This window comes from Nocardiopsis kunsanensis DSM 44524 (assembly GCF_000340965.1).
In the GTDB taxonomy this organism is placed as follows: domain Bacteria; phylum Actinomycetota; class Actinomycetes; order Streptosporangiales; family Streptosporangiaceae; genus Nocardiopsis; species Nocardiopsis kunsanensis.
Map to the genome: position 1 here is coordinate 34,004 of NZ_ANAY01000035.1, position 24,459 is coordinate 58,462.

The 24,459-nt window shown below is 69.8% G+C and carries 23 protein-coding genes; 11 read left to right on the forward strand and 12 right to left on the reverse strand.

Annotated elements, in window-relative coordinates; translation table 11 throughout:
- Positions 1-79: 79 nt before the first annotated feature.
- Together D456_RS0119230 and fabF are read left to right on the forward strand one after the other, a co-directional pair.
- Complete coding sequence (locus tag D456_RS0119230) at positions 80-322, forward strand: acyl carrier protein (protein WP_017577814.1); 243 nt, start codon at positions 80-82, stop codon at positions 320-322.
- Positions 323-474: 152 nt separating this feature from the next.
- Positions 475-1,713 carry a beta-ketoacyl-ACP synthase II gene (gene fabF, locus D456_RS0119235; protein WP_017577815.1) on the forward strand — a complete coding sequence of 413 codons (1,239 nt, stop codon included), beginning with the start codon at positions 475-477 and terminating at the stop codon, positions 1,711-1,713.
- A 122-nt stretch (positions 1,714-1,835) separates the two neighbouring features.
- Here the strand turns inward: fabF and D456_RS0119240 are convergent, their stop codons facing one another.
- Positions 1,836-2,792, reverse strand: a complete 957-nt coding sequence (locus D456_RS0119240; protein ID WP_040699680.1) for an SGNH/GDSL hydrolase family protein — start codon at positions 2,790-2,792, stop codon at positions 1,836-1,838.
- Between the two features lie 861 nt (positions 2,793-3,653).
- Here D456_RS0119240 and D456_RS0119245 point away from each other — a divergent pair.
- Positions 3,654-5,945: a hypothetical protein gene (locus D456_RS0119245; RefSeq protein ID WP_017577817.1), complete on the forward strand. Its 2,292-nt coding sequence runs from the start codon at positions 3,654-3,656 to the stop codon at positions 5,943-5,945.
- Between the two features lie 68 nt (positions 5,946-6,013).
- On the opposite strand, the gene D456_RS0119250 is transcribed toward D456_RS0119245, so the two are convergent.
- From D456_RS0119250 to D456_RS0119285, 8 genes are read right to left on the reverse strand one after another with little or no spacing between them, the layout of a single operon-like run.
- Complete coding sequence (locus D456_RS0119250; protein WP_017577818.1) at positions 6,014-6,379, reverse strand: metal-sulfur cluster assembly factor; 366 nt, start codon at positions 6,377-6,379, stop codon at positions 6,014-6,016.
- Entirely contained in the window at positions 6,379-6,852 is a 474-nt protein-coding gene (sufU, locus tag D456_RS0119255) for a Fe-S cluster assembly sulfur transfer protein SufU (RefSeq protein WP_017577819.1), read from the reverse strand. The genes D456_RS0119250 and sufU overlap by 1 nt, the downstream gene beginning before the upstream one ends.
- 2 nt (positions 6,853-6,854) lie before the next feature.
- On the reverse strand, positions 6,855-8,156 hold the full coding sequence (locus D456_RS0119260; protein WP_017577820.1) for a cysteine desulfurase: 1,302 nt from the start codon (positions 8,154-8,156) through the stop codon (positions 6,855-6,857).
- A 3-nt stretch (positions 8,157-8,159) separates the two neighbouring features.
- Positions 8,160-8,921: a Fe-S cluster assembly ATPase SufC gene (sufC, locus tag D456_RS0119265; RefSeq protein WP_017577821.1), complete on the reverse strand. Its 762-nt coding sequence runs from the start codon at positions 8,919-8,921 to the stop codon at positions 8,160-8,162.
- 8 nt (positions 8,922-8,929) lie between these two features.
- Positions 8,930-9,265: a non-heme iron oxygenase ferredoxin subunit gene (locus D456_RS0119270; protein WP_017577822.1), complete on the reverse strand. Its 336-nt coding sequence runs from the start codon at positions 9,263-9,265 to the stop codon at positions 8,930-8,932.
- Positions 9,258-10,418 carry a Fe-S cluster assembly protein SufD gene (gene sufD, locus D456_RS0119275; RefSeq protein ID WP_017577823.1) on the reverse strand — a complete coding sequence of 387 codons (1,161 nt, stop codon included), beginning with the start codon at positions 10,416-10,418 and terminating at the stop codon, positions 9,258-9,260. The genes D456_RS0119270 and sufD overlap by 8 nt, the downstream gene beginning before the upstream one ends.
- 1 nt (position 10,419) lies before the next feature.
- Complete coding sequence (gene sufB, locus D456_RS0119280) at positions 10,420-11,832, reverse strand: Fe-S cluster assembly protein SufB (protein ID WP_017577824.1); 1,413 nt, start codon at positions 11,830-11,832, stop codon at positions 10,420-10,422.
- A gap of 19 nt (positions 11,833-11,851) precedes the next feature.
- On the reverse strand, positions 11,852-12,628 hold the full coding sequence (locus D456_RS0119285) for a helix-turn-helix transcriptional regulator (protein ID WP_017577825.1): 777 nt from the start codon (positions 12,626-12,628) through the stop codon (positions 11,852-11,854).
- A 318-nt stretch (positions 12,629-12,946) separates the two neighbouring features.
- On the opposite strand from D456_RS0119285, the gene D456_RS0119290 reads away from it, so the two are divergent.
- Both D456_RS0119290 and D456_RS0119295 read left to right on the forward strand, forming a co-directional pair.
- A complete protein-coding gene (locus D456_RS0119290) occupies positions 12,947-13,885 on the forward strand; it encodes an ABC transporter ATP-binding protein (RefSeq protein WP_017577826.1) in 939 nt (312 codons plus the stop codon).
- On the forward strand, positions 13,886-14,716 hold the full coding sequence (locus D456_RS0119295) for an ABC transporter permease (RefSeq protein ID WP_017577827.1): 831 nt from the start codon (positions 13,886-13,888) through the stop codon (positions 14,714-14,716).
- Positions 14,717-14,725: 9 nt separating this feature from the next.
- Here the strand turns inward: D456_RS0119295 and D456_RS0119300 are convergent, their stop codons facing one another.
- Entirely contained in the window at positions 14,726-15,508 is a 783-nt protein-coding gene (locus tag D456_RS0119300; protein ID WP_017577828.1) for an RICIN domain-containing protein, read from the reverse strand.
- Positions 15,509-15,653: 145 nt separating this feature from the next.
- On the opposite strand from D456_RS0119300, the gene D456_RS0119305 reads away from it, so the two are divergent.
- The 5 genes from D456_RS0119305 to D456_RS0119325 all read left to right on the forward strand — a co-directional run bounded on the left by D456_RS0119305 (position 15,654) and on the right by D456_RS0119325 (position 19,333).
- Complete coding sequence (locus D456_RS0119305) at positions 15,654-16,022, forward strand: hypothetical protein (RefSeq protein WP_017577829.1); 369 nt, start codon at positions 15,654-15,656, stop codon at positions 16,020-16,022.
- Between the two features lie 6 nt (positions 16,023-16,028).
- On the forward strand, positions 16,029-16,976 hold the full coding sequence (locus D456_RS0119310; protein WP_017577830.1) for an EamA family transporter: 948 nt from the start codon (positions 16,029-16,031) through the stop codon (positions 16,974-16,976).
- A 137-nt stretch (positions 16,977-17,113) separates the two neighbouring features.
- On the forward strand, positions 17,114-17,320 hold the full coding sequence (locus D456_RS0119315; RefSeq protein ID WP_017577831.1) for a hypothetical protein: 207 nt from the start codon (positions 17,114-17,116) through the stop codon (positions 17,318-17,320).
- A 168-nt stretch (positions 17,321-17,488) separates the two neighbouring features.
- The gene (locus tag D456_RS0119320) at positions 17,489-18,085 is read left to right on the forward strand and encodes a DUF4352 domain-containing protein (protein ID WP_017577832.1); all 597 of its coding nucleotides are present in this window, start codon (positions 17,489-17,491) and stop codon (positions 18,083-18,085) included.
- A gap of 123 nt (positions 18,086-18,208) precedes the next feature.
- Positions 18,209-19,333 (forward strand): COX15/CtaA family protein, encoded by a 1,125-nt coding sequence (locus D456_RS0119325; protein WP_026116029.1) that lies wholly within the window; start codon positions 18,209-18,211, stop codon positions 19,331-19,333.
- On the opposite strand, the gene D456_RS0119330 is transcribed toward D456_RS0119325, so the two are convergent.
- Together D456_RS0119330 and D456_RS0119335 are read right to left on the reverse strand one after the other, a co-directional pair.
- Complete coding sequence (locus D456_RS0119330; protein WP_017577834.1) at positions 19,260-20,549, reverse strand: PrsW family intramembrane metalloprotease; 1,290 nt, start codon at positions 20,547-20,549, stop codon at positions 19,260-19,262. The two genes, D456_RS0119325 and D456_RS0119330, sit on opposite strands and share 74 nt — an antisense overlap.
- Positions 20,550-20,737: 188 nt before the next feature.
- Complete coding sequence (locus D456_RS0119335) at positions 20,738-21,712, reverse strand: heme o synthase (RefSeq protein WP_017577835.1); 975 nt, start codon at positions 21,710-21,712, stop codon at positions 20,738-20,740.
- A 647-nt stretch (positions 21,713-22,359) separates the two neighbouring features.
- On the opposite strand from D456_RS0119335, the gene tkt reads away from it, so the two are divergent.
- Positions 22,360-24,453 (forward strand): transketolase, encoded by a 2,094-nt coding sequence (tkt, locus tag D456_RS0119340; protein ID WP_017577836.1) that lies wholly within the window; start codon positions 22,360-22,362, stop codon positions 24,451-24,453.
- The last annotated feature ends 6 nt before the right edge of the window (positions 24,454-24,459 follow it).

Consider the following 24,459-nt stretch of genomic DNA (forward strand, 5'->3'; position numbering starts at 1 on the left):
GCACGGCCACGGGCCGATTCCCGTCACCCCCGTGCGGCGGGGCCGTCGAAAGCAAGAACAGCGAACAAGGAGAAGACACATGGCCGCCCACAGCGAGCAGGAGATTCTGGCCGGCCTCGGCGAGATCGTCGAGGAGATCGTCGGCACCGAGCCCTCCGAGGTCACCCCGGAGAAGAGCTTCGTGGACGACCTGGACATCGACTCGCTGTCCATGGTCGAGATCGCCGTCGCCGCACAGGACAAGTTCGGCGTGGAGATCCCCGACGACCAGCTCAAGGACCTCAAGACGGTCCAGGACGTCATCAACTACATCCAGAAGTAGCGTGTCCCGGCGCCCGGGCGGGAGACCCTCGCGCGGGCGCCCCAGGACCCCGGCCGGTCTCCGGCCCCGGGTCCGCATCGCACTCCTTAGTCGCACACCCACCACCTCCCGGCCCGCGACCGGGAACGACCCACGAGAAGGGCGATCGGATCATGTCCAAGACCGATGTCGTCGTCACCGGCTTCGGGGCCACCACCCCCCTCGGGGGTGACGTCGCGACCACATGGTCCGCGCTCCTCGACGGCCGCTCCGGTATCAGCATGCTGCCGGAGGAATGGCACGAGAGCCTCCCCGTGCACTTCGCCGGTCGGATCGCACAGGAGCCGTCCGAGAAACTTCCCAGGCCGCGCCTGCGCCGCCTGGACCGTACCCAGCAGTTCGCGCTCATCGCCGCACAGGAGGCCTGGGACCACGCCGGGGCCCCCGAGGTCGACCCCGTGCGCCTGGGCGTCGTGGTCTCCAGCGGCATCGGCGGCATCCTCACGGTCCTGGAGCAGTACGACACCTTCCGTGAGAAGGGCTGGAAGCGGGTCTCCCCGTTCACGGTGCCCATGCTCATGCCCAACAGCCCCTCGGCCGCCGTGGCCCTGGAGTTCACCGCCCGCGCCGGGGCCCACGCCCCTGTGAGCGCCTGCGCCTCCAGCGCCGAGGCCGTGGGTGACGCGGTCGAGATGATCCGCAGCGGCCGCGCGGACGTGGTCATCGCCGGCGGGACCGAGGCCGCCATCCACCCGCTCAACATCGCCTCGTTCGCCTCCATGAGGGCGCTGTCGACCCGCAACGAGGACCCCGAGGGCGCCTCGCGCCCCTGGGACCGGGAGCGCGACGGGTTCGTCATGGGCGAGGGCGCCGGCATCCTGGTCCTGGAGTCGGCCGAGCACGCCGCCCGACGCGGAGCCAAGGTCTACGCCCAGGCCGCGGGGGTGGGCTACACCGACGACGCCTACGACATCGTCCAGCCCGACCCCGAGGGCCGCGGACAGGCCCGTGCCATCAGTGACGCGCTCCAGGACGCCGACCTGAAGCCGTCCGACATCGTGCACGTCAACGCGCACGCGACCTCCACCCCGACCGGTGACGTGGGCGAGACCCGTGCGATCCGCACGGCCCTGGGGGACGCAGCCGCCGACAGCGTGCGGGTGACCTCCACCAAGTCGATGACCGGCCACCTGCTGGGCGGGGCCGGAGCGGTCGAGTCGATCGCCACCGTGCTCGCCCTGCACGAGGGACGTGTCCCGGCCACGATCAACATCGACGAGCTCGACCCGGACACGGCCGTGGACATCGTGCGCGGCAGCTCCGAGGAGCTGCCCGCCGGCGACGTGGCGGCCCTCAACGAGTCCTTCGGGTTCGGCGGACACAACATCGCTCTGGCCTTCAAACGCGCCTGAGACACACGACGGACGGGCGGGTATCGCACACGGCGGTGCCCGCCCGTTCTCCGCCTCCCGGTACGGTCTGCGGTCCCGGCCCTTGGGAAGGGGCCCGGGTCACGGGACCGGTCGTGACGGGATCAGTCGCGGGGCGCGGGTCCTTTGGTGCCCGACGGGCTGATGGTGGGGACCTCCTCCACGGGGGCGACCGGCCCCTGGGCACCGTCCGCGGCACCGGGTGCCAGGTCCCGGGCCACACGGGCGCGGGTGGCCTCGTCGTAGAGGAAGTCCAGCTGCGGGCGGCGGGCCATGCGTCCGTCACCGGAGGAGTGGCCCATGACCCGTCGGCGCAGCCACGGCACCAGGTACTGGCGGGCCCAACGCCGGTTCTCCCGGCGGCGCAGGATCCGCGGCAGCTGCTGAGGCGGGGTCCTCCACGGGTCGGTCCAGGCCTCGCGCGGGCCCATGGGGAACCCGAGCAGGTCGGCGACGCGGGCGGCGACGATCTGATGGCCGGTCCCGTTCAGGTGCAGGCGGTCCTCGCTCCAGGCGCGCGCATCGGTCAGGGCGTTGAGGGCCCACAGGTCCACGATCTCGGTACCGGTGCGTTCGGCCACCGAGCGCATGTGCATGCTGAACACGGCGATGCGGCCCCGGTAGTAGCGCAGCACGGGGATCCACCCGGTGTCGTGGCCGGAGAGGATGACCACACGCAGACCGGCGTCACGCAACTGGCGCACGCCCCACTCGAAGTGCTCGGCCAGGGCATCGAGGTCGTTGCGCGGGCGGAGGACGTCGTTGCCGCCGGCCAGGACGGTGACCAGGTCCGGCTTCCACTCCAGGGTCTGCTCGAGTTGTTCCCCGAAGATGTGGTGCATGCGGCGCCCGCGTACCCCCAGGTTGGCGTACCGGAAGTCCGGTGTGAGGGTTCCCAGGTGCTCGGCGAGACGGTCGGCGAATCCGCGATACTCACCGCCGGGGCCGCTGTTGTCCTCCATCCCCTCGGTGATGCTGTCGCCGATGGCCACGTAGGACCGGATCGGTTCCGGTCTTCCCACGCGCGCGGACGCGGGGGGGTTCTTCTCAAGATCTGTCACGTCAACCAATCATCCGGCTCGACCGCCCCACGCTCGCGCTGGGCCGAGGGTGCGTGGGTCACGGCAAATCCTTTGGTGCGGGGGCGCTGGGCCGCCGACCCGCGTTCGAACACCGTCGACCTCTGGTCGGCCTCGAGCGGGCCACCCGGCCGAAGGTCCTTCGGACGAGGACAGTGCCGAACCAGCATACCCGGGACGTCTTCCGTTTCATGCGTGTACGACCGGTCCTCGGGCCCGTGGGAACAACGTCGGAGCCCGTGGCCGGGCATGAGGTAAGCCACAGGAGTACGTGCCGCACCCTGCGGAAACTCCTGCTGTTGAGCGATCACCCACCGTGTTGCCCGGCGCGGCGGCGCTGCACAGGAGACCATGGGGGTACCGATACGTCTCCGAGACACGTACGATTCCGGGAAGTGTCCACGGCGCCCCGACCCCGGCCGGCCGTGCCCTCCCAGGAGCACCGGTGGCTCCCCCGCACCTCGCCGACCCGTGACCGGGGCGGGGGCGCATACTGTGGTAGATCGAGCCGAAGACCCGTGCGGTTCTTTTCGCATTCACGAGCAGAGACCAGGAGGTGAAGGTTGGCTTCACCTTTCTCTTCGAAGGAGAAAGACCCTCGGGGACCCGCCCGGGGTTTCCTGCTCCACCACCGGGCGCCCCGCCCGGCAGGACTGCCGTCGAGGCCCCGCATCCTCCTCCGCTGCCTGCGCACCAGTGGAAAAGAAACGGCACTCGGATGCCCGTTTCACCGCGCCCCTCACCATTTTCACACGCTCTCGGGACTTCTTATAAGCTTGCGTCAGGAAGGAGGGGGCGTTTCTTCCCCTGCCTGAAGGTGGGGTCCCCACGCCCAACACTCAGATGAACGCCGTCTCTCCGATCTGCCTCATTGACCTCGCCCCCGCTCTGCGTTGGTCGAAGTCGCCGGACGTGGCATCCCTGCTGCACCACGACCGACTCGTCGAGGGGTGGTGGAACTCCCTGCCCGTCGCCCGTGTCCTGGAGATCGCCGGACCGCCCTGGCTCGCGCACAGCCTCGCGCGTCTGGCGGTCGAGCAGTGGGAACACGTGCCCCTGGTGGAGTTCCTGCCCAGCTTGCGCGGTCAACAGGTCGAGTGCGGCGAGCTCGCAGAACCGGTCCGCACCGCGGTCTCCTCCACAGCAGGCCACTGGGAGCGGCTCGTCAACGCTTCCCCACAGGAGATCGACTCCTGGTCGCTGCGTGAGTGCCGCGCCATCGACGTGGTCAGTACGGTCGCCTGGCGGGCACTGCGCCCCTGCGGCAACCTGCCCACCGGCCCGACCCCCTCCCCGGCTCTCATGCTGGAGGCGGTGCGTACCATCTCCCACTGGCTGCCCGAGTCCGCACCCGAACACGTACGCGACGCCCTGGACTACCTGAACACGGCCACCAACGCCGACGGCCTCCCCCCGGAGGACGCGACCGAGGGCAGCAGCGGGCCTCCCCAGACCCCGGCCACACGGGCCATCCGCACCCTGCGTGCGCTGCGGGCCCAGCGCGACCGCGAGGAGCAGAGCCAGGACGGACACGAGAGCACCGGGAGCCGGTACGAGGCCTCGGCGAGCGAGCAGTCTCCCGCGAACGGCATGGTCAGCTCCGCTGCCATGATCCCCGAGACGGCGCACGAGAGCTCCCCGGCCGGGACCGAGGCGGAGGAACCCGGCGGCACCGACCTGCGTTCGCGGTTCCGCAGCTCCCTGCTCGGCCCCGGACGTACCCTGCGCCGTCCGAGCTTCGGCCCGCCCAAAGCCATGCGCGCCGAAACCGAGGAGGCACCCGAGGCGCCCGCGTTGGGCGACCACCCCCTCGTCGACCAGACCGAACAGATGATCCGTTCCTGGCCCGAGCTGGAACGCACGGTGGCCGCCGAACGCCTCTTCGCGACCGACCCCATCAGCATCCGGGTGCTCTCCGAACAGCTCTCGGTGGACGTCAACGACATCCGCTCCGCACAGCGCAAGGTCGAGGAGCGCCTGCTGACCTGGCTGAACTCGGCGGAGGGCGCTTCACTCACCAAGCATCTGCGCGACCTGTCCGAGCAGCTGGGCACCGCTACCACCATCGACCGGCTCATCAACGCCCACGCCGACCATCCCGTGGACGTTCCCACCCTGCAGACGCCCATGTGGCGAGTGGTCATCACCCTGTTCACCGACCGCCGTATGCACAACGGCTGGCTCATCGCCGACGACCCCAACCGGCTACGCTGGCAGACCCGGGAGATGGTCACCGACGCACCCAACCTCACCGATGCCGGCAACCGGCTGGCCCGTATCGGTATCCGCCAGCCCGAGCTGCGCGCCTGGCTGCTGAGCACCCCGGGGATCAACATCCGCGACGGGCACGTGTTCGTCGACCCCTCCGTGCCCATGGAGGCCCCGGCCGCCCCCACGTCCGCGCCCCAGGGCACGGACGGTGCCATGACCGAGAACGGGCTGCCGATCCGCCGCCGCCCCGAGGAGCAGGCGCCCGCCCAACCACAGGAGCCGTACACGCCCCAGCACGGTCACGAGCCCGCACCGCAGCCCGCCCCCGTGCCGCCGACAGCATCTCCGGCCACACCTGCCGCGCCGGCTGCGGCCCACCAGGGCCCCGGCGCCCCCTCCACGTCCGCGCGCTGCTTCCGCGCCCCGGACGGGCGTTGGTGGCACCGCGTCGACATCACCGCCGACCACCTCAACGGCGCCCCGGTGGCCGTTCCCACGGGTTACGCCACCCATCTGGGCCTGCAGCCGGGCCGCCTGCTGTGCCTGACCGCGCCCGGCGCCGACCTGCTGGTGCTGGTCTGGCGCGACCACCCGGCCTTCGACTCGCTGCGCCCGCTCCTGCGCCGCCAGGCCGCCCAGCCCGGCGACCGCATGTTCATCACCGTCTCCGGCGACCGCCTGGACGCACGCAAGCTCCCGGCCACGGACATGAGCGGGTTCTCCCCGGCCGCGCGGGCCCTGCACCTGAGCGGGTACACGGCGCCGGCCTCCACCGAGGAGGCGCTGCGGATCCTGTCGCGGCGCATCACCGACTCCGACGAGAGCGCCCTGCCCGACCCGCAGTCTCTGCTGGAGCACCTCTCGCGCCGCGGCGACGAGGACATCGCCCAGGAGCTGCGCACGGGGCTCTTCGCCACACGCTGACACACGTCCTCGTGTGCGAAAGGGCCGGGACCCCGTGGGTCCCGGCCCTTTCGCACACTCGGGTCACCTCAGACGTTGAAGCCCAGCATCCGCAGCTGGTCCCGCCCGTCGTCGGTGATCTTGTCCGGGCCCCACGGCGGCATCCAGACCCAGTTGATCTTGACCTCGCGCCCGAACTCGTCGAGCGCACCGTTGGCCTGGTCCTCGATGACGTCGGTCAGCGGGCAGGCCGCGCTGGTCAGGGTCATGTCCAGAGTGATGGACGAGTCGTCGGTGTTGACCCCGTAGAGCAGACCCAGGTCGACGATGTTGATCCCCAGCTCGGGGTCGATCACGTCCTTGAGCGCCTCAGCGACCTCTTCGGCCAGCTGCTCCTGCTCGGGGGAGGCCGCCGTTTCGGGGGCCTCGGTGGTGGTCGTCTCGTTCTCGCTCATCAGACGCCTTCCTTGTCCAAAGACTTCGACACCGCGTCCTTCCAGGCCATCCAGCCCAGGAGCGCGCACTTGATCCGAGCCGGGTACTGCGACACCCCGGCGAACGCCACGGCGTCGTCCAGGACGTCCTCGTCCGGCTCGCCCTTGCCCTTGGACTGCATCAGCTCGGTGAATGCGTCCAGAGTCTGCATCCCCTCGGCGACGGTCCGGCCGATCAGCAGATCGGTCAGGACCGAGGTGCTCGCCTGGCTGATGGAGCACCCCATGCTGTCGTAGGAGACATCGGCGACGGTGGCCTCCTCGTCGAGTGCGCCACCGTCCCCGGGGGTCAGCGTGACCCGGAGCGTCACCTCGTCACCGCACGTCGGGTTGACGTGGTGCGCCTCACCGTTGTGCGGATCCCGCAGCCCTTTGTTGTGCGGGTTCCGGTAGTGGTCCAGGATGATCTCCTGGTACATCGCGTCCAACTGCATGGTCAGGCTGAATCCTTGTCCTTGGGGCGGGTCCCGAAGAACCTCTGGGCGTCCCGGATGGCCTCGGCGAGCGCGTCCACGTCCTCCACGGAGTTGTAGAGGTAGAACGACGCACGCGTGGTGGCGACGATACCCAGCTTGCGGTGCATCGGCCAGGCGCAGTGGTGCCCGACCCGGACCTCCACGCCCCGGTCGTCCAGGACCTGGCCCAGGTCGTGGGGGTGGATGTCGTCCACGACGAACGACACCGCTCCCCCGCGGTCCACGGCCTCGGTGGGGCCGACGATCCGCACGCCCTCGACAGAACCGACCACATCGAGCGCGTACTCGGTGAGCCGGTGTTCGTGAGCGGCGACCCGGTCCATGCCGATCTCGCTCAGGTAGTCACAGGCCGCAGCCAACCCGACCGCCTGGGGCGCCATGGGGACCCCCGCCTCGAAACGCTGCGGGGGCTCGGCCCAGGTGGAGTGGTCCATGTGGACCACACCGATCATGGACCCGCCGGTGATGAAGGGCGGCATGGCCTCCAACAGCTCACGGCGCGACCAGAGCACGCCGATGCCGTTGGGACCGAGCATCTTGTGCCCGGAGAAGGCCAGGAAGTCCACGTCCAGCTCACCCACGTCCACGGGCATGTGCGGCACGGACTGGCAGGCGTCCAGCACCACCAGGGCGCCGACCTCGCGGGCCCGGGCGGTAATGGTGTGCACCGGGTTGACCGTGCCCAGCACGTTGGACTGGTGAGCGAAAGCCACCACACGGGTGCGCTCGTTGACGATCCCACCGATGTCGGACAGGTCCAGGCGACCCTCCTCGGTCACCGGGAACCACCGCAGCGTCGCCCCGGTGCGCTGGCACAATTGCTGCCAGGGCACCAGGTTGGCATGGTGCTCCATCTCGGTGACGACGATCTCGTCGCCCGGACCGACCTGGAAACGGTTCAACGCCGACTCGGCGGTGGCCGCGTTGCTCATCGCATAGGCCACCAGGTTGACGGCCTCGGTGGCGTTCTTGGTGAAGACCACTTCACCGCTGCTCGCACCGATGAAGGACGCGATGGTCTCACGGGCCGCCTCGTAGGCGTCGGTCGCCTCCTCCGCGAGCTGGTGCGCGCCTCGGTGCACCGCCGCGTTGTGGCGTTCGTAGAACTCCCGTTCGGCGTCCAGTACCTGTCGAGGCTTCTGCGAGGTCGCCCCGGAATCGAGGTAGACCAGGCGGCGTCCGTCGCGGACGGTCCGGGAAAGGATCGGGAAATCCTTACGGACCGCCTCGACGTCGAGCCGCTCCAGCTCGCGCATGTTCATCGGTTATGCGCCCGCCTTCACGAAACGCTCGTAACCCTCGGACTCGAGGGTGTCGGCCAGGTCGGGACCACCGGACTCGGCGATGCGCCCGTTCGCGAAGACGTGCACGTAGTCCGGCTTCACGTAGTTGAGGATGCGCGTGTAGTGCGTGATGAGCATGGTGCCCATCTCGTGGGTCTCCTTGGCGCGGTTGATGCCCTCGGAGACGACCTTGAGCGCGTCCACGTCCAGACCGGAGTCGGTCTCGTCCAGAACGGCGATCCTCGGCTTGAGCAGCTCCAGCTGAAGGATCTCGTGGCGCTTCTTCTCACCACCGGAGAAACCCTCGTTGACGCCACGGGCCGCAAAGCCCGAGTCGATCGAGAGGTTCTTCATGGCGCCCTGCAGCTCCTTGGAGAACTGGCGGAGCTTGGGGGCCTCGCCACGCACCGCGGTGACCGAGCTGCGCAGGAAGTTGGACATGGACACACCCGGGACCTCGACCGGGTACTGCATGGCCAGGAACACGCCGGCACGGGCGCGCTCGTCCACGCTCATCTCGACGATGTTCTCACCGTCGATAAGGACCTCGCCTTCGGTGATCTCGTAGCGCGGGTGCCCGGCGATGGCGTAGGCCAGCGTGGACTTGCCCGAGCCGTTGGGGCCCATGATGGCGTGGGTCTCGTTGGAGTTGACGGTCAGGTCAACGCCCGTGAGGATCTCCTGGCGCTCGTCCTCACCGATGAGGACATCGGCGCGCAGGCCGCGGATTTCGAACTTCGTCATGTCAAGCCTCAGGAATTCTCTCGGTCGAGGGAGACGAGCACGTCGTCGCCGTCGAGCTTCACGTCGTAGGTGGGGACCGCCTTGGTCGCGGGCGGGTTCAGCGGAGCGCCGGAGCGCAGGTCGAAGCACGACCCGTGCAGCCAGCACTCGATGGTGCCGTCCTCGACCTCGCCCTCGGAGAGGGCGACCTCGGCGTGGGAGCACACGTCCCTTACCGCGAACACCTCGCCCTCACTGCGAACCAGGGCGATCGGGGTCTCGTCGTCGGTCTCGATCCCCAGAACCCCCTCGTCGGGGATCTCGTCGAGCTCGGCGACCTTGACCCAGTGCGCGGACTCACTCATGGGCGGCCAGCTTCTGTTCGACCTTCTCCATGATCTCCTCGCGCAGGTCCTCGATCGGGATCCGGTTGATGAGCTCCAGGAAGTAGCCCCGGATGACCAGGCGACGGGCCTCCTCTTCCGGGATCCCGCGCGAACGCAGGTAGAAGAGGTGGATCTCGTCCAGGCGCCCGGTCGCGGAGGCGTGCCCTGCGCCCTCGACCTCACCGGTGAAGATCTCCAGGTTCGGCACCGAGTCCACGCGGGTGTCGTCGGTGAGCTGGAGGTTCCGGTTGATCTCGTAGGAGTCGGTGCCGGTGGTGCCCTCACCGATGATCACGTCACCGATCCACACGGCGTGGGCGTCCTTGCCGCTGAGTGCGCCCTTGTACTCCACACGCGAGCGGGTGTTGGAGACGTTGTGGTCGATGAGCGAACGGTGCTCGTGGTGCTGGCCGTCACTGCTGAAGTACAGGCCGTAGAGCTCGGCGTTGGCGCCGCGGTCCTTGTAGGCCACCTTCGGGGAGAGCCGCACCAGGTCACCGCCGAGCGTGACCACGATCGACTTGAACGTGCCGTCCTTCTCGACCTGGGCGTTGTGCTGGGTGACGTCGACGGCGTCGCCGTCCCAGTCCTGCACGCTGACCAGGGTCAGACGGGCACCCTCCCCCACGTGCAGGTCGAGGTTGCCGGCTCGCACGCCGGTACCGGTCTGCTTGAGGACCACGATCGCCTCGGCCATCGGCTCGAGCTCGATGAGGTACTGGTCGAAGCGCGTGCCGCCCTGGGCCTGGCGCTCGATCGTGATCGGGCGCTCCAGGGCGGTGCCCTTGGCCACGGTCAGGACCGTTGCCTCCTCGAAGGAGCTGTGGGCCTGGGCGGTCACCCGGTCCGCGGGCAGGCCCGCGGTGCGCAGGCGCGCGTCGTCACGGCCGACCTTCTCGACGGTCACGCCCTCGGGGGCGTCCACGTCGAGCTTGTCGACACCGTCGGCCTCGCCCTTGAAGTCGTGCAGGCCCTTCATACGGCGCAGCGGAGTGAAACGCCACTCCTCCTCGCGGCCGTTGGGAACGGGGAAGTCGTTCACGTCGAAGGACCCGTGGGTCGCAAGCTTGGAGAACGGGATCTCCCCGAGGCCGTGGCTATGGGCCTTGGGTTCGGTGCTCGGGCTGGTCAACTTAACCAACCGCTCCTTCCATCTGAAGCTCGATCAGTCGGTTCAGTTCCAGCGCGTACTCCATGGGAAGCTCACGCGCGATGGGCTCGACGAACCCGCGCACGATCATGCCCATGGCCTCTTCCTCTTCCATGCCCCGGCTCATCAGGTAGAAGAGCTGGTCCTCGCTGACCTTGGAGACGGTCGCCTCGTGCGCGAGTTCGGCGTCGTCCTCGCGCAGGTCGTTGTAGGGGTATGTGTCCGAACGGCTGATCGTGTCGATCAGCAACGCGTCGCACTCGACCGAGGACTTGGCGGTGCTGGCTCCCTCCTGCACCTGGATCAGCCCCCGGTAGGAGGAGCGTCCGCCGCCGCGTGCCACCGACTTCGACACGACCTTCGAGGAGGTGTTGGGCGCGCAGTGCACCATCTTGGAGCCGGTGTCCTGGTGCTGGCCCTCGCTGGCGAAGGCGATCGACAGGGTCTCGCCCTTGGCGTGCTCGCCCATGAGGTAGACGGCCGGGTACTTCATCGTGACCTGGGAACCGATGTTGCCGTCGATCCATTCCATGGTCGCGCCCTCTTCGGCGATGGCGCGCTTGGTGACCAGGTTGAAGACGTTGTTCGACCAGTTCTGGATGGTCGTGTAACGGCAACGGGCGTTCTTCTTGACGATGATCTCGACGACGGCCGAGTGCAGCGAGTCCGACTTGTAGATCGGCGCGGTGCAGCCCTCGACGTAGTGGACGTAGGCGCCCTCGTCGACGATGATCAGGGTCCGCTCGAACTGGCCCATGTTCTCGGTGTTGATCCGGAAGTAGGCCTGCAGCGGGATCTCCACGTGCACGTTCTTGGGAACGTAGATGAAGGACCCACCACTCCACACGGCGGTGTTGAGCGCGGAGAACTTGTTGTCACCGGGCGGGATGACGGAGCCGAAGTACTCCTCGAAGATCTCCGGGTGCTCCTTGAGCGCGGTGTCGGTGTCCAGGAAGAGGACGCCCTGCTCCTCCAGGTCCTCACGGATCTGGTGGTAGACGACCTCGGACTCGTACTGCGCGGCGACACCGGCGACCAGGCGCTGCTTCTCCGCCTCGGGGATACCCAGCTTGTCGTAGGTGTTCTTGATGTCCTCGGGCAGGTCCTCCCAGGAGGTGGCCTGCTGCTCCGTGGACCGCACGAAGTACTTGATGTTGTCGAAGTCGATGTTGGACAGGTCCGCGCCCCACTGGGGCATCGGCTTCTTGTCGAAGAGCCTGAGCGACTTGAGGCGGAGCTTGGTCATCCACTCCGGCTCGTCCTTCTTGGCGGAGATGTCGCGGACGACCTCTTCGTTGATACCACGGCGGGCCGAAGCCCCGGCCTCATCCGAGTCGGACCAGCCGTACTCGTAAGTCCCCAGCCCTTCGAGCTCGGGGTGCGCGATAGACGTCATGCGCGGACTCCTCCTGGACTCAGACGTCCTCGTGGGACGATCTTCCGTCCGCCGGACGGCGGACGCTGTCGGTCGCGGGGCTGTGGTCCTCCCCGCTCACGGCGTCATCCCGAGGGGTGACGTGGGTGGTGCACACACCGTCGCCGTGGGCGATGGTGGCCAACCTGCGCACCGGTGTGCCCAACAGCCGCGAGAAGGCCTCGATCTCGGCCTCGCAGAGCTGCGGGAACTCCGCGGCCACATGCGCGACGGGACAATGGTGTTGGCAGAGCTGATCGCCGCCTCCGGGTGCGGGCGCCCGGCCCGCTGTGGCGGCGTAGCCGTCGTTGGACAGTGCCTGGGCCAGCAGGTGGACGCGGTCCTCGGGCGGGACCGAGTTCAGCAGGGGCTCGTAGCGCTGTTCCAGATCGGCGACCTGACTGCGGGCGAACTCGCTCACTGCCTCGGGACCGGCGGTCTGCGCCAGAAAGCGCAGTGCACCGGAGGCGAGATCGTCGTAGGCGTGGACGAAGGCGTCACGGCCGGCCTCGGTGATGGCGAACACGCGCGCAGGCCTTCCCCTGCGGCGGCGGCCGCCATGGGGCCGGGCGTCGCGTCCCTCGACCATGCCCTCGCCGGTCAGGTTGTCGAGGTGGCGGCGGATGGCCGCCGGCGTGAGCCCGAGCTGCTCGCCGAGGTCGGCTGCGGTGATCGGGCCCTTCTCCAGAATGAGCCGGGCCACACGCGCGCGCGTACCGTTCTCGGCCCCGCGCTCGGGACCGCTCGGAGGACGGGGCATGCTGGATGCGTCCGACATACGGCCCCCCTTCGGTCCTACGGCTCTTCGGAGTGTCCAAATTGATTAGACAACATCAGTGTGGCCTAAATCGGTCCGGCTAGGCAAACGCATCTCCATGCCTTTCATCACGCAGGCCAGCCTTGCCTTAGTGGGACTTCGCGGGATCGGCACACCAAGGGTTGAAAGGACAGGCGGCGCCCGAACATTCCCGACGTCCACATGTTGAGACATTTGACCACCATGCGGGCGCCTGGGACCGCTCTCCGTCCCCTCACCCCTGCCTTCGGACCCGGGGCGGTGAGAGCCTGCCGCCGGGCGCACGTAGACTCTGGCCCCATGGAAACAGCCGCGGTCGAGGTCGTCGACCTGGTCAAGCGCTACGGCGCCAAAACCGCAGTCACCGGCCTCACATTCACCGCGCGGCGGGGAGCGGTGACGGCACTGCTGGGACCCAACGGCGCGGGCAAGACCAGCACGATCGAGATCTGCGAAGGCTTCCGCCACTCCGACGGCGGACACGTGCGCGTCCTGGGCCTGGACCCCCGGGCCGACTCCGGTGCACTCAAACCACGCGTGGGTGTGATGCCCCAGTCCGGGGGCGTACCCACCGGAGCCCGCGCCGGAGAATGGCTGCGCCTGATGGCGTCCTTCCACGCCCGCCCCATCGACCCCGAGCTGCTCCTGACCCGCCTGGGACTGACCTCGGCTGCGAACACCCCCTTCCGGCGCCTCTCCGGCGGACAACAGCAGCGCCTGTCCCTGGCCTGCGCCGTCATCGGCCGCCCCGAACTGGTCTTCCTCGACGAACCCACCGCGGGCCTGGACCCCCAGGCGCGCATGGCCACCTGGGACCTGGTCACCACTCTGCGCGAGGCCGGGGTCGCCGTCATCCTCTCCACCCACCACATGGAAGAGGCCGAACGCCTCTCCGACCACGTGATCATCATCGACCGCGGCGCCGTCGTCGCCGAGGGCACCCCCGAGGCCCTCACCGGCGGCCACCGTGAAGTCTGCTTCTCCACCCACGCCCGTCTCGACACCGGCTCCCTGCGTTCGGCCCTGCCCCCCGGAACCACCGTGACCAGCACCCACAACGGTGATCGCCACGACCACGTGGTCCGGCCCGAGGACCCGGAAGGGGCCGGACCGGAGTTCCTGGCCGCCGTCACTGCCTGGTGCGCCTCCTCCGGCGTCCTTGCCGAGGACCTGCGTGTCAGGCGCCGTACCCTCGAAGACGTCTTCCTCGAACTCACCGGCCGGGAACTGCGGGATTGAATGACCGAGCACACCACCACTTCCTCCACCGCCGACAGCGGCACACCCGGCACCGGCGACGCCGCACTGTTCCGCCCCGACCCCGGGGCGGCGCCCCTGTGGCGCATGGTGCTCGCACAAGCCGGTATGGAACTGCGCATCATGCTGCGCCACGGCGAGCAGCTGCTGCTGACCATGGTCATCCCCGTCCTGCTCCTGATCGGCTTCACCGTCACCCCCGTCCTGGACATGGGCGAGGGCGCGCGCGTGGACGTACTCACACCCGGTGTGCTGGCGCTGGCGGTGATGTCGACCGCCTTCACCGGTCTTGCCATCGGCACCGGCTTCGAACGCCGCTACGGGGTACTCAAACGCCTGGGGGCCACCCCGCTGTCCCGGTTCGGCCTCCTGGCCGCCAAGACCCTGGCGGTACTGGCGATCCAGGCGATCCAGGCCGTGGTGCTGTGCACCGTGGCACTGGCCCTGGGGTGGTCGCCCGCGCTCACCTCCGCAGCCGTCGCGGGGGCGCTGGCACTGGTGCTGATGGCCACGGCCGCGTTCAGCTCGCTGGCCCTGCTCATGGCCGGAACCCTGCGCGCCGAAGCCACGCTGGCCGGCGCCAACCTGGTCTACGTGCTCATGCTGGGCCTGGGCGGAGTGCTGTTCCCGACCAGTACCTTCCCCGGACCGATGGAACAGGTGGTCGCGGCCCTGCCGATCACCGCGCTCAGTTCCGGGCTGCGCAGCACCCTGGTGGAGGGCTCGCTGCCCTCGTTGGGGGCGTTCGTGGTCCTGGCGGTGTGGGCGACCGTGTGCGCCTTGCTCGCCGCACGCCTGTTCCGCTGGGAATAGGGGCGGCGGTCAGCCCGGCTGGGAGGTTCGGCGGTCGTCGCCGCCGTTGCCGTCTCCGTTTCCACTGCCGTCTCCGGGCCCTTCCTCCGGGGGCGGGTCCAGCGGCAACAGACGCCACTTCTGGTGCGGCTGGCCGGCGTCGGTGTCCTCCACCACCCGGGAACCGTTCTCCGGGTTCCCGTCCTGGCTCCCCAGAGCGCTGCGGGTCTCCCGGTTGACGAGCCGGGCCGAACCGTCCTGCATCTCCACCACGATCCAGTGCTGGGTGGGCTCACTGTCACGTTCCCCGAGCACCAGACCCGGATCGTCGGGGGCCTCGGCGACTTCCACGAGCTTGCCGCTCTGCACACCCTCGATCTCCACGTGGGTGTCGTCGACCACGTGGAAACGCCACTGCTGGTTGCCCTCGTCGTGGCGGTCCCACAGGTGGATCGGGGCGCCGGCGTCCGTCGAGCCGCCCGCCACGTCCATGACCCGGTCACCGTGGACGTTCTGCAGCACGTGCGTGGCGCCGGGTTCCACGCCCTCCGGCAGCGGGTCGGGCTCCGGTTCCGGTTCGGGCTCCTCCGCCCCCTCCGCCTCCTCCGGCCCGTCGGAGGGGGCCACGAGGAGGCCGGAGGAGACCTCCAGTTCGTCCTCCTCGACCTCCTCCAGCCCGCTGACGGCCGCCCCCACCGCGTAACCGCCCACGGTCACTCCCAGCAGCAGCGCCAGCGCACCGGCCACCATGGGCCGGCGCGGGGCCCGGCGCTCCTCGGCATCGTCGTGGAAACGGGATCGGAATGAGGACATCGGCGAGGACTCCAGCGGGGAACACGGGCGCAGCGGGGGACACGGGCGGACTCGGGCGCGCCGAGACCATCTCACCTTAAGTGCGGCCGACGGCGGCTCTGCTACGGCCTGTGCGTACCGTAGGGTCCCGATAGTGTCGGAGCCCATGGAAGCCCTCGCAATCCCCTGGTTCGTTCTGGTCCGCCATCTGGGGCCGCCCCTGTTCCTGCTCGTGGTCGGCGGCACCCTGCTGCTGTGGCGTCCCCCGCGCCGCCGGGGCCTGGCCTGGACGGCCCTGGGGACCAATCTGCTGGCCGCGGCGCTGCCGTTCCTGTGGATCGCGGTACAGCGAGCCGCCGGCGCGGGCGACCTGACGGTGATCGGCCTGGCCATGACGCTCCTGCAGCCGGGCCTGGTGGTGTTGGCCTGGCTCGTGCTCCTGTGGGCGCTGGTGGATCCGCGTTCGCACGAGCGGCGCCCCCGGGGAGCGGCCCCGGACCGGGTCGGGGACCGGGTCACCGAAAACGTAGGATGACCCCTCATGCGCATCTCCTCCGGTACACCTCCGACGCTGCGCTCGGCTGCCGAGGCGGTCCCGCCGACCTGGCTGGTCCTGCTCGGGATCGTCTCCGTACAGACCGGCGCCGGCGTGGCCAAGGGCCTGTTCGAAGAGCTGCCTCCCACCGCTGTGGTGTGGTTGCGCCTGCTCACCTCGGCCGTACTGCTGACGGTCCTGGTGCGGCCGGCCCTGCGGGCGCGCACCCGCGCCGACTGGGCGGTGGTGATCGGTTACGGCACAGCGCTGGCGCTGATGAACTTCTTCATCTACCAGGCCTTCGCCCGCATCCCCCTGGGTATCGCGGTCACCGTCGAGTACCTGGGACCGCTCATGATCGCGGTCCTGGGTTCGCGCCGCAGGCTGGATCTGCTCTGGGCCGGTCTGGCCGGGGCCGGGGTGGCCGCCCTGGGTCTGGAACGCACCGACCTGGACCCTGTGGGTGTGTTCTTCGCGGTGCTGGCGGCGGTGGCCTGGGCCGGTTACATCCTGCTCAGCGCGGCTACGGGACAGCGCTTCAGCGGCGCCTCCGGGCTGGCGATCGGCAGCGTCGTCGGTGTGGCGCTCCTGGCGCCGCCCGGGATCGCCGAAGGCGGCGCGGCCCTGTTGGACTGGCGCCTCGTGCTCTTCGGCCTGGCCGTGGGTGTGCTGTCCTCGGTCGTGCCCTACACCCTCGAGCTGACCGCCCTGCGCCGTATGCCACCGCGTGTGTTCGGTGTACTCATGAGCCTGCAGCCGGCCGCGGCCGCGCTCGTGGGGCTCCTGCTGCTCGGCGAGATGTTGACCGTGTGGCAGTGGGTCGCGGTGGCGTGCGTGATCGCGGCCAGCGCCGGCTCGACCCGCACCTCCGCGCGCGACGGTGGCGGCGACACGGAAAGGACGGCCCGAACACCGTCCCCGGGCGATGACGAGGGCCCGCCTCAAGCGACATAACAGTGCGTGGCCACCCAAATCCGAGAGCCCCTTGCCAAGCGTTTACTCACTCGGGGTTTCGATCCGTGAGCGAACGGTTATCTGCCCTGGTGGGCACCGAGCCCAAGACGCTGTATCCACCCACGGAGAGGGAAGACATGCACAAGGTTGCCAAGATCGCCATCACCGGTCTGTTCGCTGCCGGCCTCGTGGGGGCCGGCGTCGGAACCGCCGCCGCGGGCAGCGGCGGGGACGAGTGGGACACCGACGTGGTGCACTCCTGCGTCCAGGAGCAGCAGGCCCTCGGCCTGATCAACCTCGACCTGGACCTGCTCAACCAGTGCATCAGCAACGCTGACGCCTAGGAGCGGCTTCGAGGGGGCGGCGGGACCGCAGGGGTCTCCGTCGCCCCCTTCATATGCGCCCCGCCGAGACCGGTCGGCCTCCCCCACCCCCGCACCCACGATCGTTACCCTCTGTGCGCATCCGGCCGAATACGGGGCGTGAAGGAGCCCCGACCAGGAGGGCTCACCGTGCCGAAACCGACCCGCCGGGAGCGGGCCTCGCCCCTCAAGGGCCTGCTCGGCCTGGCCGCGCTCGTAGGCGGCACCACCGTCCTCGGCGCGGTGTTCCTCTCCGGCCCCGTCCCGGGCCCGTGGTCCCCGTCCTCGCCCTCCTCCCGGAGTTCACCCGACCGGGTCGAGGACCGCACGGGCGAGGAGGCCGTCCCCTCCGAGAGCCCCGACGCGCCGGTCGGGTTGACCGTGGCCCCTGCCGAGTTCGTCCCCGCGGCCACACCCGGCCCCGGGCCGGACGGCGGATACACCACCGTGGGTGGACCGGACCCCGGCGGTGAGTACACCACCGTGCACGTGACCGTTGCCAACCGCACCGACGGCGAACTCGACGTGAGCCCCTCACACTTCGTACTCAAGGGCGTTTCCGGCAGCCGACACGAGTCCTCGGACGCCGCCGGGCTCGCCGAGGACCAGATCGGCACCCTCACACTGCTCCCCCGACAGAAGACCTCGGGGACCGTCAGTGCGCCGGGTTCGTTCACGCCCGAGAGCCTGGAACTGCTCGACCGGCCCCACGGGGACCCGGTCCACGAGGCACCCGTCCGCCCCTGAGGCGCCGCGGACCTTCCGGTCGCGAACGAGCCCGAACGCCTGCGGAAGGGCCGCGTCCCCGCAGGTGGCGACTGCGGCGGGGGCGCGTCACCGGCGCGCGCTCCGTGTACTACAGTCTGTCGTATGCCTGATTCCCCGGCCACCACGACACCGCCGAGCACCCTGCCCCCCGCCGCAGCGGAGATGGACGACATCGTCGTCCTGGGCCTGCCCCTGTGGGGTTGGCAGATCGCCCTGGCGGCCGCCGGGGTCCTCGCCCTGATCTTCCTCGCACGCACCATCTGGAGCCCCACCACACGGTCCCTGCGTGCATGGGCCCTGGGCAACATCGTGGTCAACGCGGGGATCGCCGTCACCGGCGCCACCGTCCGCGTCACCGAATCGGGGCTGGGCTGCTCCGAGTGGCCCCGGTGCACCCCCGAGAGCTTCGTGCCGGTCGACACCGGCCACGCCGCGTTCAACGCCGCCGTGGAGTTCGGCAACCGCACGCTGACCTTCCTGGTCATGGCGGTCGGAGTCATCACCCTCATCGCGGTCCTGCGTTCGTTCCCGCACCGCCGCGACCTGAAGCTCCTGTCCGCGATCATCCCCGCCGGCGTCCTCGGTCAGGCCGTGCTCGGCGGCATCACCGTCTGGACCGACCTGCACCCGGCCTCGGTGGCCTCCCACTTCCTGCTGTCGATGGTCATGGTCTTCCTCACCGTCGCTCTGTACGTGCGCGTCCTCGAACCGCAGGGCAAACCGCGTGTGATCGTGAACCCGCTGCTGCACGCGATCTCGGTCGGCCTGGTCGTGGTCGGGTTCCTGCTGTTGATCGCCGGGACCGTGGTCACCGGCACCGGACCGCACGGCGGTGACGCGCAGGCCCCCCGCTGGGACCTGAACCTGGAGATCATCACCCCGGTGCACTCGGGCCTGGCGTGGCTGACCCTGGCCGGGGCCGTGATCGCCGTGGCCCTGGCCTTCAGCACCGGCGCCGCCCGCCCGGTGCGTGTGGCCTCGCTCGCGCTGGTGGCCCTGGTGCTCTTCCAGGGCGTGGTCGGCTACGTCCAGTACGCACTGGCCCTACCGGAGTACCTCGTGGTGCTGCACGTACTCGGATCGGCCCTGACCTGGATCGCGATCGCACGTCTGTACTTCTCCACCACCCGGCTGGAAGCGCCCGCGGCCCCCGTCACGGACCACTCCGCGGAGCATGGCGGGGAACGTAGTCCTGCAGGGGCTGCGGAGCCCGCGCCTGAGCGATGACCTGCGCGAAGTCGGCGCGGCGCATGAACCCGGAATCCGTGGGGTTCTCCGCCCATCCCGGCGTGGCCGGCTGATGCATGCGTCCCAGGAACGTGTCCCGGGACACGTGCATGAGCGCCAGGTAGGAATCGCGCCGCACCTTCCAGTCACTGCGGGGCCGTCCCGCGTCGATCTTCTGGTGCAGCAGGGCCAGCTCGGTCGCGGCGAGCTGGTACTCCTTCATCGCGGCACGCCCCTTCGGCCCGGCGTTGTGTGAGGCCCACCCACGGGCCTCACGGCGCCGGGGCACGGAGCTGAGCATGGTGATGTCGGAGGGCGTGACCAGGCCGGTGGACACGTACGGGGGCAGGTAGCGTCCGATCGCCGCGACCTGGGAACGGCGGTCGCGCGCCGACAGCCCCACGAGCCCGAGCGCGACCACGAACAGTACCGCGTAGGCCAGGCCCAGCCCCGTCCACCCGGTCTGGGCCGCACCGTTCCACAGGCCGTGCAGTACCACCGCAGCGAACCATCCGGCGACCGGCGCCAGTGCCCGTCCGGTGTGCATGGCCGCGTAGGCCACACCGACACCGATCACCGCGGTGTAGACGGGATGGCCGAAGGGGGCGACGATCCCGCGCAGTACGAAGGTCGCGGCGAGGTTGCCCTCGAAGAAGGCGCCGAGGAAGTACAGGATGTTCTCGGTGAAGGCGAAACCGGTGGCGACCATGCCGCCGTAGACCACACCGTCGGTGTAGGTGTCGATCTCGTGACGGCGCCGCCAGAGCAGAATGAGCAGCACCGCCCCCTTGGCGCTCTCCTCCACGACCGGTGCCACGACCGAGGTCGCCGCCATCCCCCCGGCCTCGGGGCCCAGGAGCGGCACCGCGACATTGCGCATCCCCCAGGTGTTGAGCACGAGGGAGGCCACCACCGCCACACCCGCGCCCCAGGCGAAGGCGAAGAAGAGGACCGAGCGGGGTTCGGGTTCGAGCCGGTCCAGCAGCAGGATGAGCGGGACCAGCATGCTGACGGGGACGACGGCGGCCAGGAGGCTGAGGACGAACCCGGTGGCACCGTCGATGCCCGCTGCCGCTCCCCCCGCCATCGCGAGCGTCCAGAGGTAGACGAGCATTCCGGCCATGCACACGACGCTGACGGTGGTGCCGACCAGGAGGGTGGCCGAACGCCGGGAGTTGCGTCCTTGCAGGATGGCTCTGGTGTCGAGGCGGGGCATGGCCACCGATCGTAGTAGGAAGGCCTCCTCAGGGCCGCAGCGGCTCCGCTGCTCCGCAGTGGTGCCGGCCACATCCCGGGCGGGGGAGGCCCGGCGGCGGGGTCGGCCGTGCGGGGCCGTTCCGGGGTCGCACACACGTGCGGCCGCCCCGGCGGGTGCCGGCGACGGCCGCGTGCGAAGGGCAGGGCTCAGGCGAGGACGCCCGCGATGAGCGGGTCGACGGTCACCGCCACGAACAGCAGCGCGAGGTAGGCGTTGGTCAGGTGGAAGAAACCCATCGTCCTGAGCTTGGCGCCGGTCACGCCCGCCCGGGAGCGGTTGTACATGCGGTGGGCCTGCACCAACAGCAACGCCCCCAGGACCGAGGCGACGGCACCGTAGAAGACGGTGGTGCCGGCCACCGGCCAGAAGACGAGGGAGACGGCCACGGTCGCCCAGCTGTAGAGCACGCACTCCAGCAGCACCCGGCGGTCGGTGGCCACCACCGGCAGCATGGGCACACTGGCGGCGGCGTAGTCCTCCCGGTAGCGCATGGCCAGCGCCCAGGTGTGCGGCGGTGTCCAGAAGAACACCACGAGGAAGAGCACGAAGGGGGCCCAGGCGAGGCTGCCGGTCACGGCCGCCCAACCGATGAGCACGGGCATGCAGCCGGCGATACCGCCCCACACGACGTTCTGCGCCGTGCGCCGCTTGAGCAGCATCGTGTAGACGAAGATGTAGAACAGGATCGCGAAGGCCGACAGCGCTGCCGCGAGCAGGTTGACCCACAGGGCGAAACCGGCGGTGGAGCCGATCGACAGCGCTAGTCCGTAGACCAGGGCACCGCGCGGGGTGACCAACTGCATCGCGCCCGGACGCTTCCGGGTGCGGAGCATCTTGCGGTCCATGTCGCGGTCGATGTAGCAGTTGATCGCGTTGGCGCTGGCTGCCGACATCGTCCCGAAGAGCAGGGTGGCCACGGCCGTCCACAGCGGCGGCACTCCCCCGGCCGCGACGAACATCACCGGGATGGTGGTGATGAGCAGCAGCTCGATGACGCGGGGCTTGGACAGGGCCACGTAGGCACGCACGTACTCGCCCAAGGAGGCCTTGCGGGCAGCCTCGGGGCTCGTGCCGTCGGTGCCGGCGGACCCCGTGTGCGGGGTTCGGTCTGCGAGGGCCATCTACCGTGTCCTCACGGCCGGACGGCTACGCCGCAGTCGGGTTCCCACAGGGGGCACCGGCTCGGTTTCAGACACGCGGATACCTCGACAACTCTAGGGATTCTCGACACTGCTCGCCACGCGGGGCCGAACGGCCGACGCACTGCCCGGACCGGCGGAAACCCCGTCAACGACATACTGTAGTACTTCTTTTCCCGGACCGAGGACCAGCCCCCCGTCAACCGAAGTCCCGTTCCGGGCAGGCCAGGGCGTACAGCAGGGTCGCACACCCCTCGGACCGCAACCAGCGTGCCACGCGCCGCGCGCAACGGCCGCGGCAGGGCCCAGCGGGCGGGCAGGTCACCTTACCGGCTGGTAGACAGAGGTGTCGGGCCACGACACCACCGACCGCGGACGATAGGCTCACAGTTGGCCGAACCCGTCGCGGTTTCGCCGACCTCGGCGGCTGTCTTCCCCGGCGATGCAGTCCGACAGGGCACCTGACCGGCACTCGGCGGCACAGGCGCCCTACCCTCCTCGACAGCATCTCCCGTCACTCGCCCCCGAACGAGTGCGGACCCGACAACACGGCGACGGCCCCGACACGCACGCACACGACCCACCCCGCCCACCGGGCGAAGGGGTGCCCGAGAAGGAGACGACAGTCCGTGAACGCCCACACCCCGCAAGAACTGGAGTGGTCGGACCTCGACCTCCGCGCGGTCAACACCGTCCGCGCCCTGGCCATGGACGCGGTAGAGAAGTCGGGTAACGGACACCCCGGCACCGCCATGAGCCTCGCCCCGGCCGCCTACCTCCTCTTCCAGAAGATCATGCGCCACGACCCGGCAGCGCCCGACTGGGTCGGGCGGGACCGTTTCGTGCTGTCGGTCGGCCACTCCAGCCTGACCCTGTACATTCAGCTCTACCTGGCCGGATACGGCGTGAGCCTGGACGACCTCAAGGGGCTGCGCCAGTGGGGCAGCCTGACCCCGGGCCACCCCGAGGTCGGCCACACCCCCGGTGTGGAGACCACCACCGGCCCGCTGGGCCAAGGCGTGGGCAACGCCGTGGGTATGGCCATGGCGGCCCGCCGGGAGCGCGGCCTGTTCAACCCCGAGGCCGGCCTCGGCGCCAGCCCCTTCGACCACCACGTCTTCGCCTTCTGCTCCGACGGCGACGTCCAGGAGGGTGTCAGCCACGAGGCCAGCGCCCTGGCCGGGACCCAGAACCTGGGCAACCTCATCATGATCTGGGACGACAACCAGATCTCCATCGAGGACGACACCCGCATCGCCCACTCGGAGAACGTGCTCGAGCGCTACCGCGCCTACGGCTGGCACGTCGAGGAGGTCGACTGGACCGCCAGCGGTGACTACACCGAGGACATCGACGCCCTGTACCAGGCGGTCCTGCGCGGCAAGGCCGACACGGAGCACCCCACCTTCATCCGTCTGCGCACGGTCATCGGGTGGCCGGCGCCGAACAAGCAGAACACCGGTGCGATCCACGGCGCGGCCATCGGCGCCGAGGAGATCACCGCCACCAAGCAGCTCCTGGACATGACCGACGAGCCCTTCCACGTGGAGGAGGCGGTCCTCGAGCACACCCGCAGGGCCCTGGACCGCGGCCGCGAGGCCCGCAGAGAGTGGGAGACCGCCTTCCAGGCCTGGCGCCGCGGCGCGGGGGAGAACGGCGAACTCTTCGACCGACTGCAGTCGGGCAAGCTGCCCGAGGGCTGGACCGAGGCGCTGCCCACCTTCGAGGCCGACGCCAAGGGCATGGCCACCCGCAAGGCCAGCGGTGAGGTGCTCGGCGCCCTGGCCCCCGTCCTGCCGGAACTGTGGGGCGGTTCGGCCGACCTGGCCGGGTCCAACAACACCACGCCCAAGGGTGAGCCCTCCTTCCTGCCCTTCGACCGGGCCAGCAGCATGTTCCCGGGCAACCCGTACGGGCGTGTGCTGCACTTCGGTGTGCGTGAGCACGGCATGGGGTCGATCCTCAACGGCATCGCCCTGCACGGGCCCACCCGCCCCTACGGCGGCACCTTCCTGGTCTTCAGCGACTACATGCGCCCAGCCGTGCGCCTTGCCGCACTCATGCAGCTGCCGGTGACCTACGTGTGGACCCACGACTCCATCGGCCTGGGCGAGGACGGCCCCACCCACCAGCCGATCGAGCACCTGTGGGCGCTGCGTGCGATCCCGGGCCTGGACGTGGTCCGCCCGGCCGACGCCAACGAGACCGCAGTGGTCTGGCGCAAGGCCCTGGAGACCACCGACCGTCCGTCCGCGCTGGCGCTGACCCGGCAGAACCTGCCGGTGCTGGACCGCGGTGAGTACGCCCCGGCCGAGGAGGCCGTCAAGGGCGGTTACGTGCTCGCCGAGGCCTCCGGGGGTTCCCCCGAGGCGATCGTGATCGCCACCGGCAGCGAGGTGCCCATCGCGCTGGAGGCCCGCAAGGAACTCGAGGAGGCCGGTACCCCCACCCGTGTGGTCTCGATGCCGTGCGTGGAATGGTTCGAGGCCCAGGACGAGGGGTACCGCGAGCAGGTCCTGCCCCCCTCGGTGCGTACCCGCGTGTCCATCGAGGCCGGTGTGGCCCTGGGCTGGCGTGAGTACGTCGGCGACGCCGGTGTGTCGGTGAGCCTGGAGCACTTCGGTGCCTCGGCCCCGTACCAGACCCTGTACGAGAAGTTCGGGATCACCTCCGAGGCGGTCGTCACGGCCGTGCGTGAGAGCGCTGCCAAGGCCGCACGCTGATCCGTA

What these genes read in the sequence shown, in the direction of transcription:
- D456_RS0119300 (WP_017577828.1), bottom strand. Translation starts at nt 15,508, where the DNA reads ATGTCCTCATTCCGATCCCGTTTCCACGACGATGCCGAGGAGCGCCGG.
- D456_RS0119260 (WP_017577820.1), bottom strand. Translation starts at nt 8,156, where the DNA reads ATGAACATGCGCGAGCTGGAGCGGCTCGACGTCGAGGCGGTCCGTAAG.
- D456_RS0119295 (WP_017577827.1), top strand. Translation starts at nt 13,886, where the DNA reads ATGACCGAGCACACCACCACTTCCTCCACCGCCGACAGCGGCACACCC.
- D456_RS0119315 (WP_017577831.1), top strand. Translation starts at nt 17,114, where the DNA reads ATGCACAAGGTTGCCAAGATCGCCATCACCGGTCTGTTCGCTGCCGGC.
- D456_RS0119270 (WP_017577822.1), bottom strand. Translation starts at nt 9,265, where the DNA reads ATGAGTGAGTCCGCGCACTGGGTCAAGGTCGCCGAGCTCGACGAGATC.
- D456_RS0119310 (WP_017577830.1), top strand. Translation starts at nt 16,029, where the DNA reads ATGCGCATCTCCTCCGGTACACCTCCGACGCTGCGCTCGGCTGCCGAG.
- sufC (WP_017577821.1), bottom strand. Translation starts at nt 8,921, where the DNA reads ATGACGAAGTTCGAAATCCGCGGCCTGCGCGCCGATGTCCTCATCGGT.
- fabF (WP_017577815.1), top strand. Translation starts at nt 475, where the DNA reads ATGTCCAAGACCGATGTCGTCGTCACCGGCTTCGGGGCCACCACCCCC.
- D456_RS0119330 (WP_017577834.1), bottom strand. Translation starts at nt 20,549, where the DNA reads ATGCCCCGCCTCGACACCAGAGCCATCCTGCAAGGACGCAACTCCCGG.
- D456_RS0119305 (WP_017577829.1), top strand. Translation starts at nt 15,654, where the DNA reads ATGGAAGCCCTCGCAATCCCCTGGTTCGTTCTGGTCCGCCATCTGGGG.
- D456_RS0119290 (WP_017577826.1), top strand. Translation starts at nt 12,947, where the DNA reads ATGGAAACAGCCGCGGTCGAGGTCGTCGACCTGGTCAAGCGCTACGGC.
- D456_RS0119250 (WP_017577818.1), bottom strand. Translation starts at nt 6,379, where the DNA reads ATGAGCGAGAACGAGACGACCACCACCGAGGCCCCCGAAACGGCGGCC.
- sufB (WP_017577824.1), bottom strand. Translation starts at nt 11,832, where the DNA reads ATGACGTCTATCGCGCACCCCGAGCTCGAAGGGCTGGGGACTTACGAG.
- sufU (WP_017577819.1), bottom strand. Translation starts at nt 6,852, where the DNA reads ATGCAGTTGGACGCGATGTACCAGGAGATCATCCTGGACCACTACCGG.
- D456_RS0119325 (WP_026116029.1), top strand. Translation starts at nt 18,209, where the DNA reads ATGCCTGATTCCCCGGCCACCACGACACCGCCGAGCACCCTGCCCCCC.
- D456_RS0119230 (WP_017577814.1), top strand. Translation starts at nt 80, where the DNA reads ATGGCCGCCCACAGCGAGCAGGAGATTCTGGCCGGCCTCGGCGAGATC.
- D456_RS0119285 (WP_017577825.1), bottom strand. Translation starts at nt 12,628, where the DNA reads ATGTCGGACGCATCCAGCATGCCCCGTCCTCCGAGCGGTCCCGAGCGC.
- D456_RS0119245 (WP_017577817.1), top strand. Translation starts at nt 3,654, where the DNA reads ATGAACGCCGTCTCTCCGATCTGCCTCATTGACCTCGCCCCCGCTCTG.
- D456_RS0119335 (WP_017577835.1), bottom strand. Translation starts at nt 21,712, where the DNA reads ATGGCCCTCGCAGACCGAACCCCGCACACGGGGTCCGCCGGCACCGAC.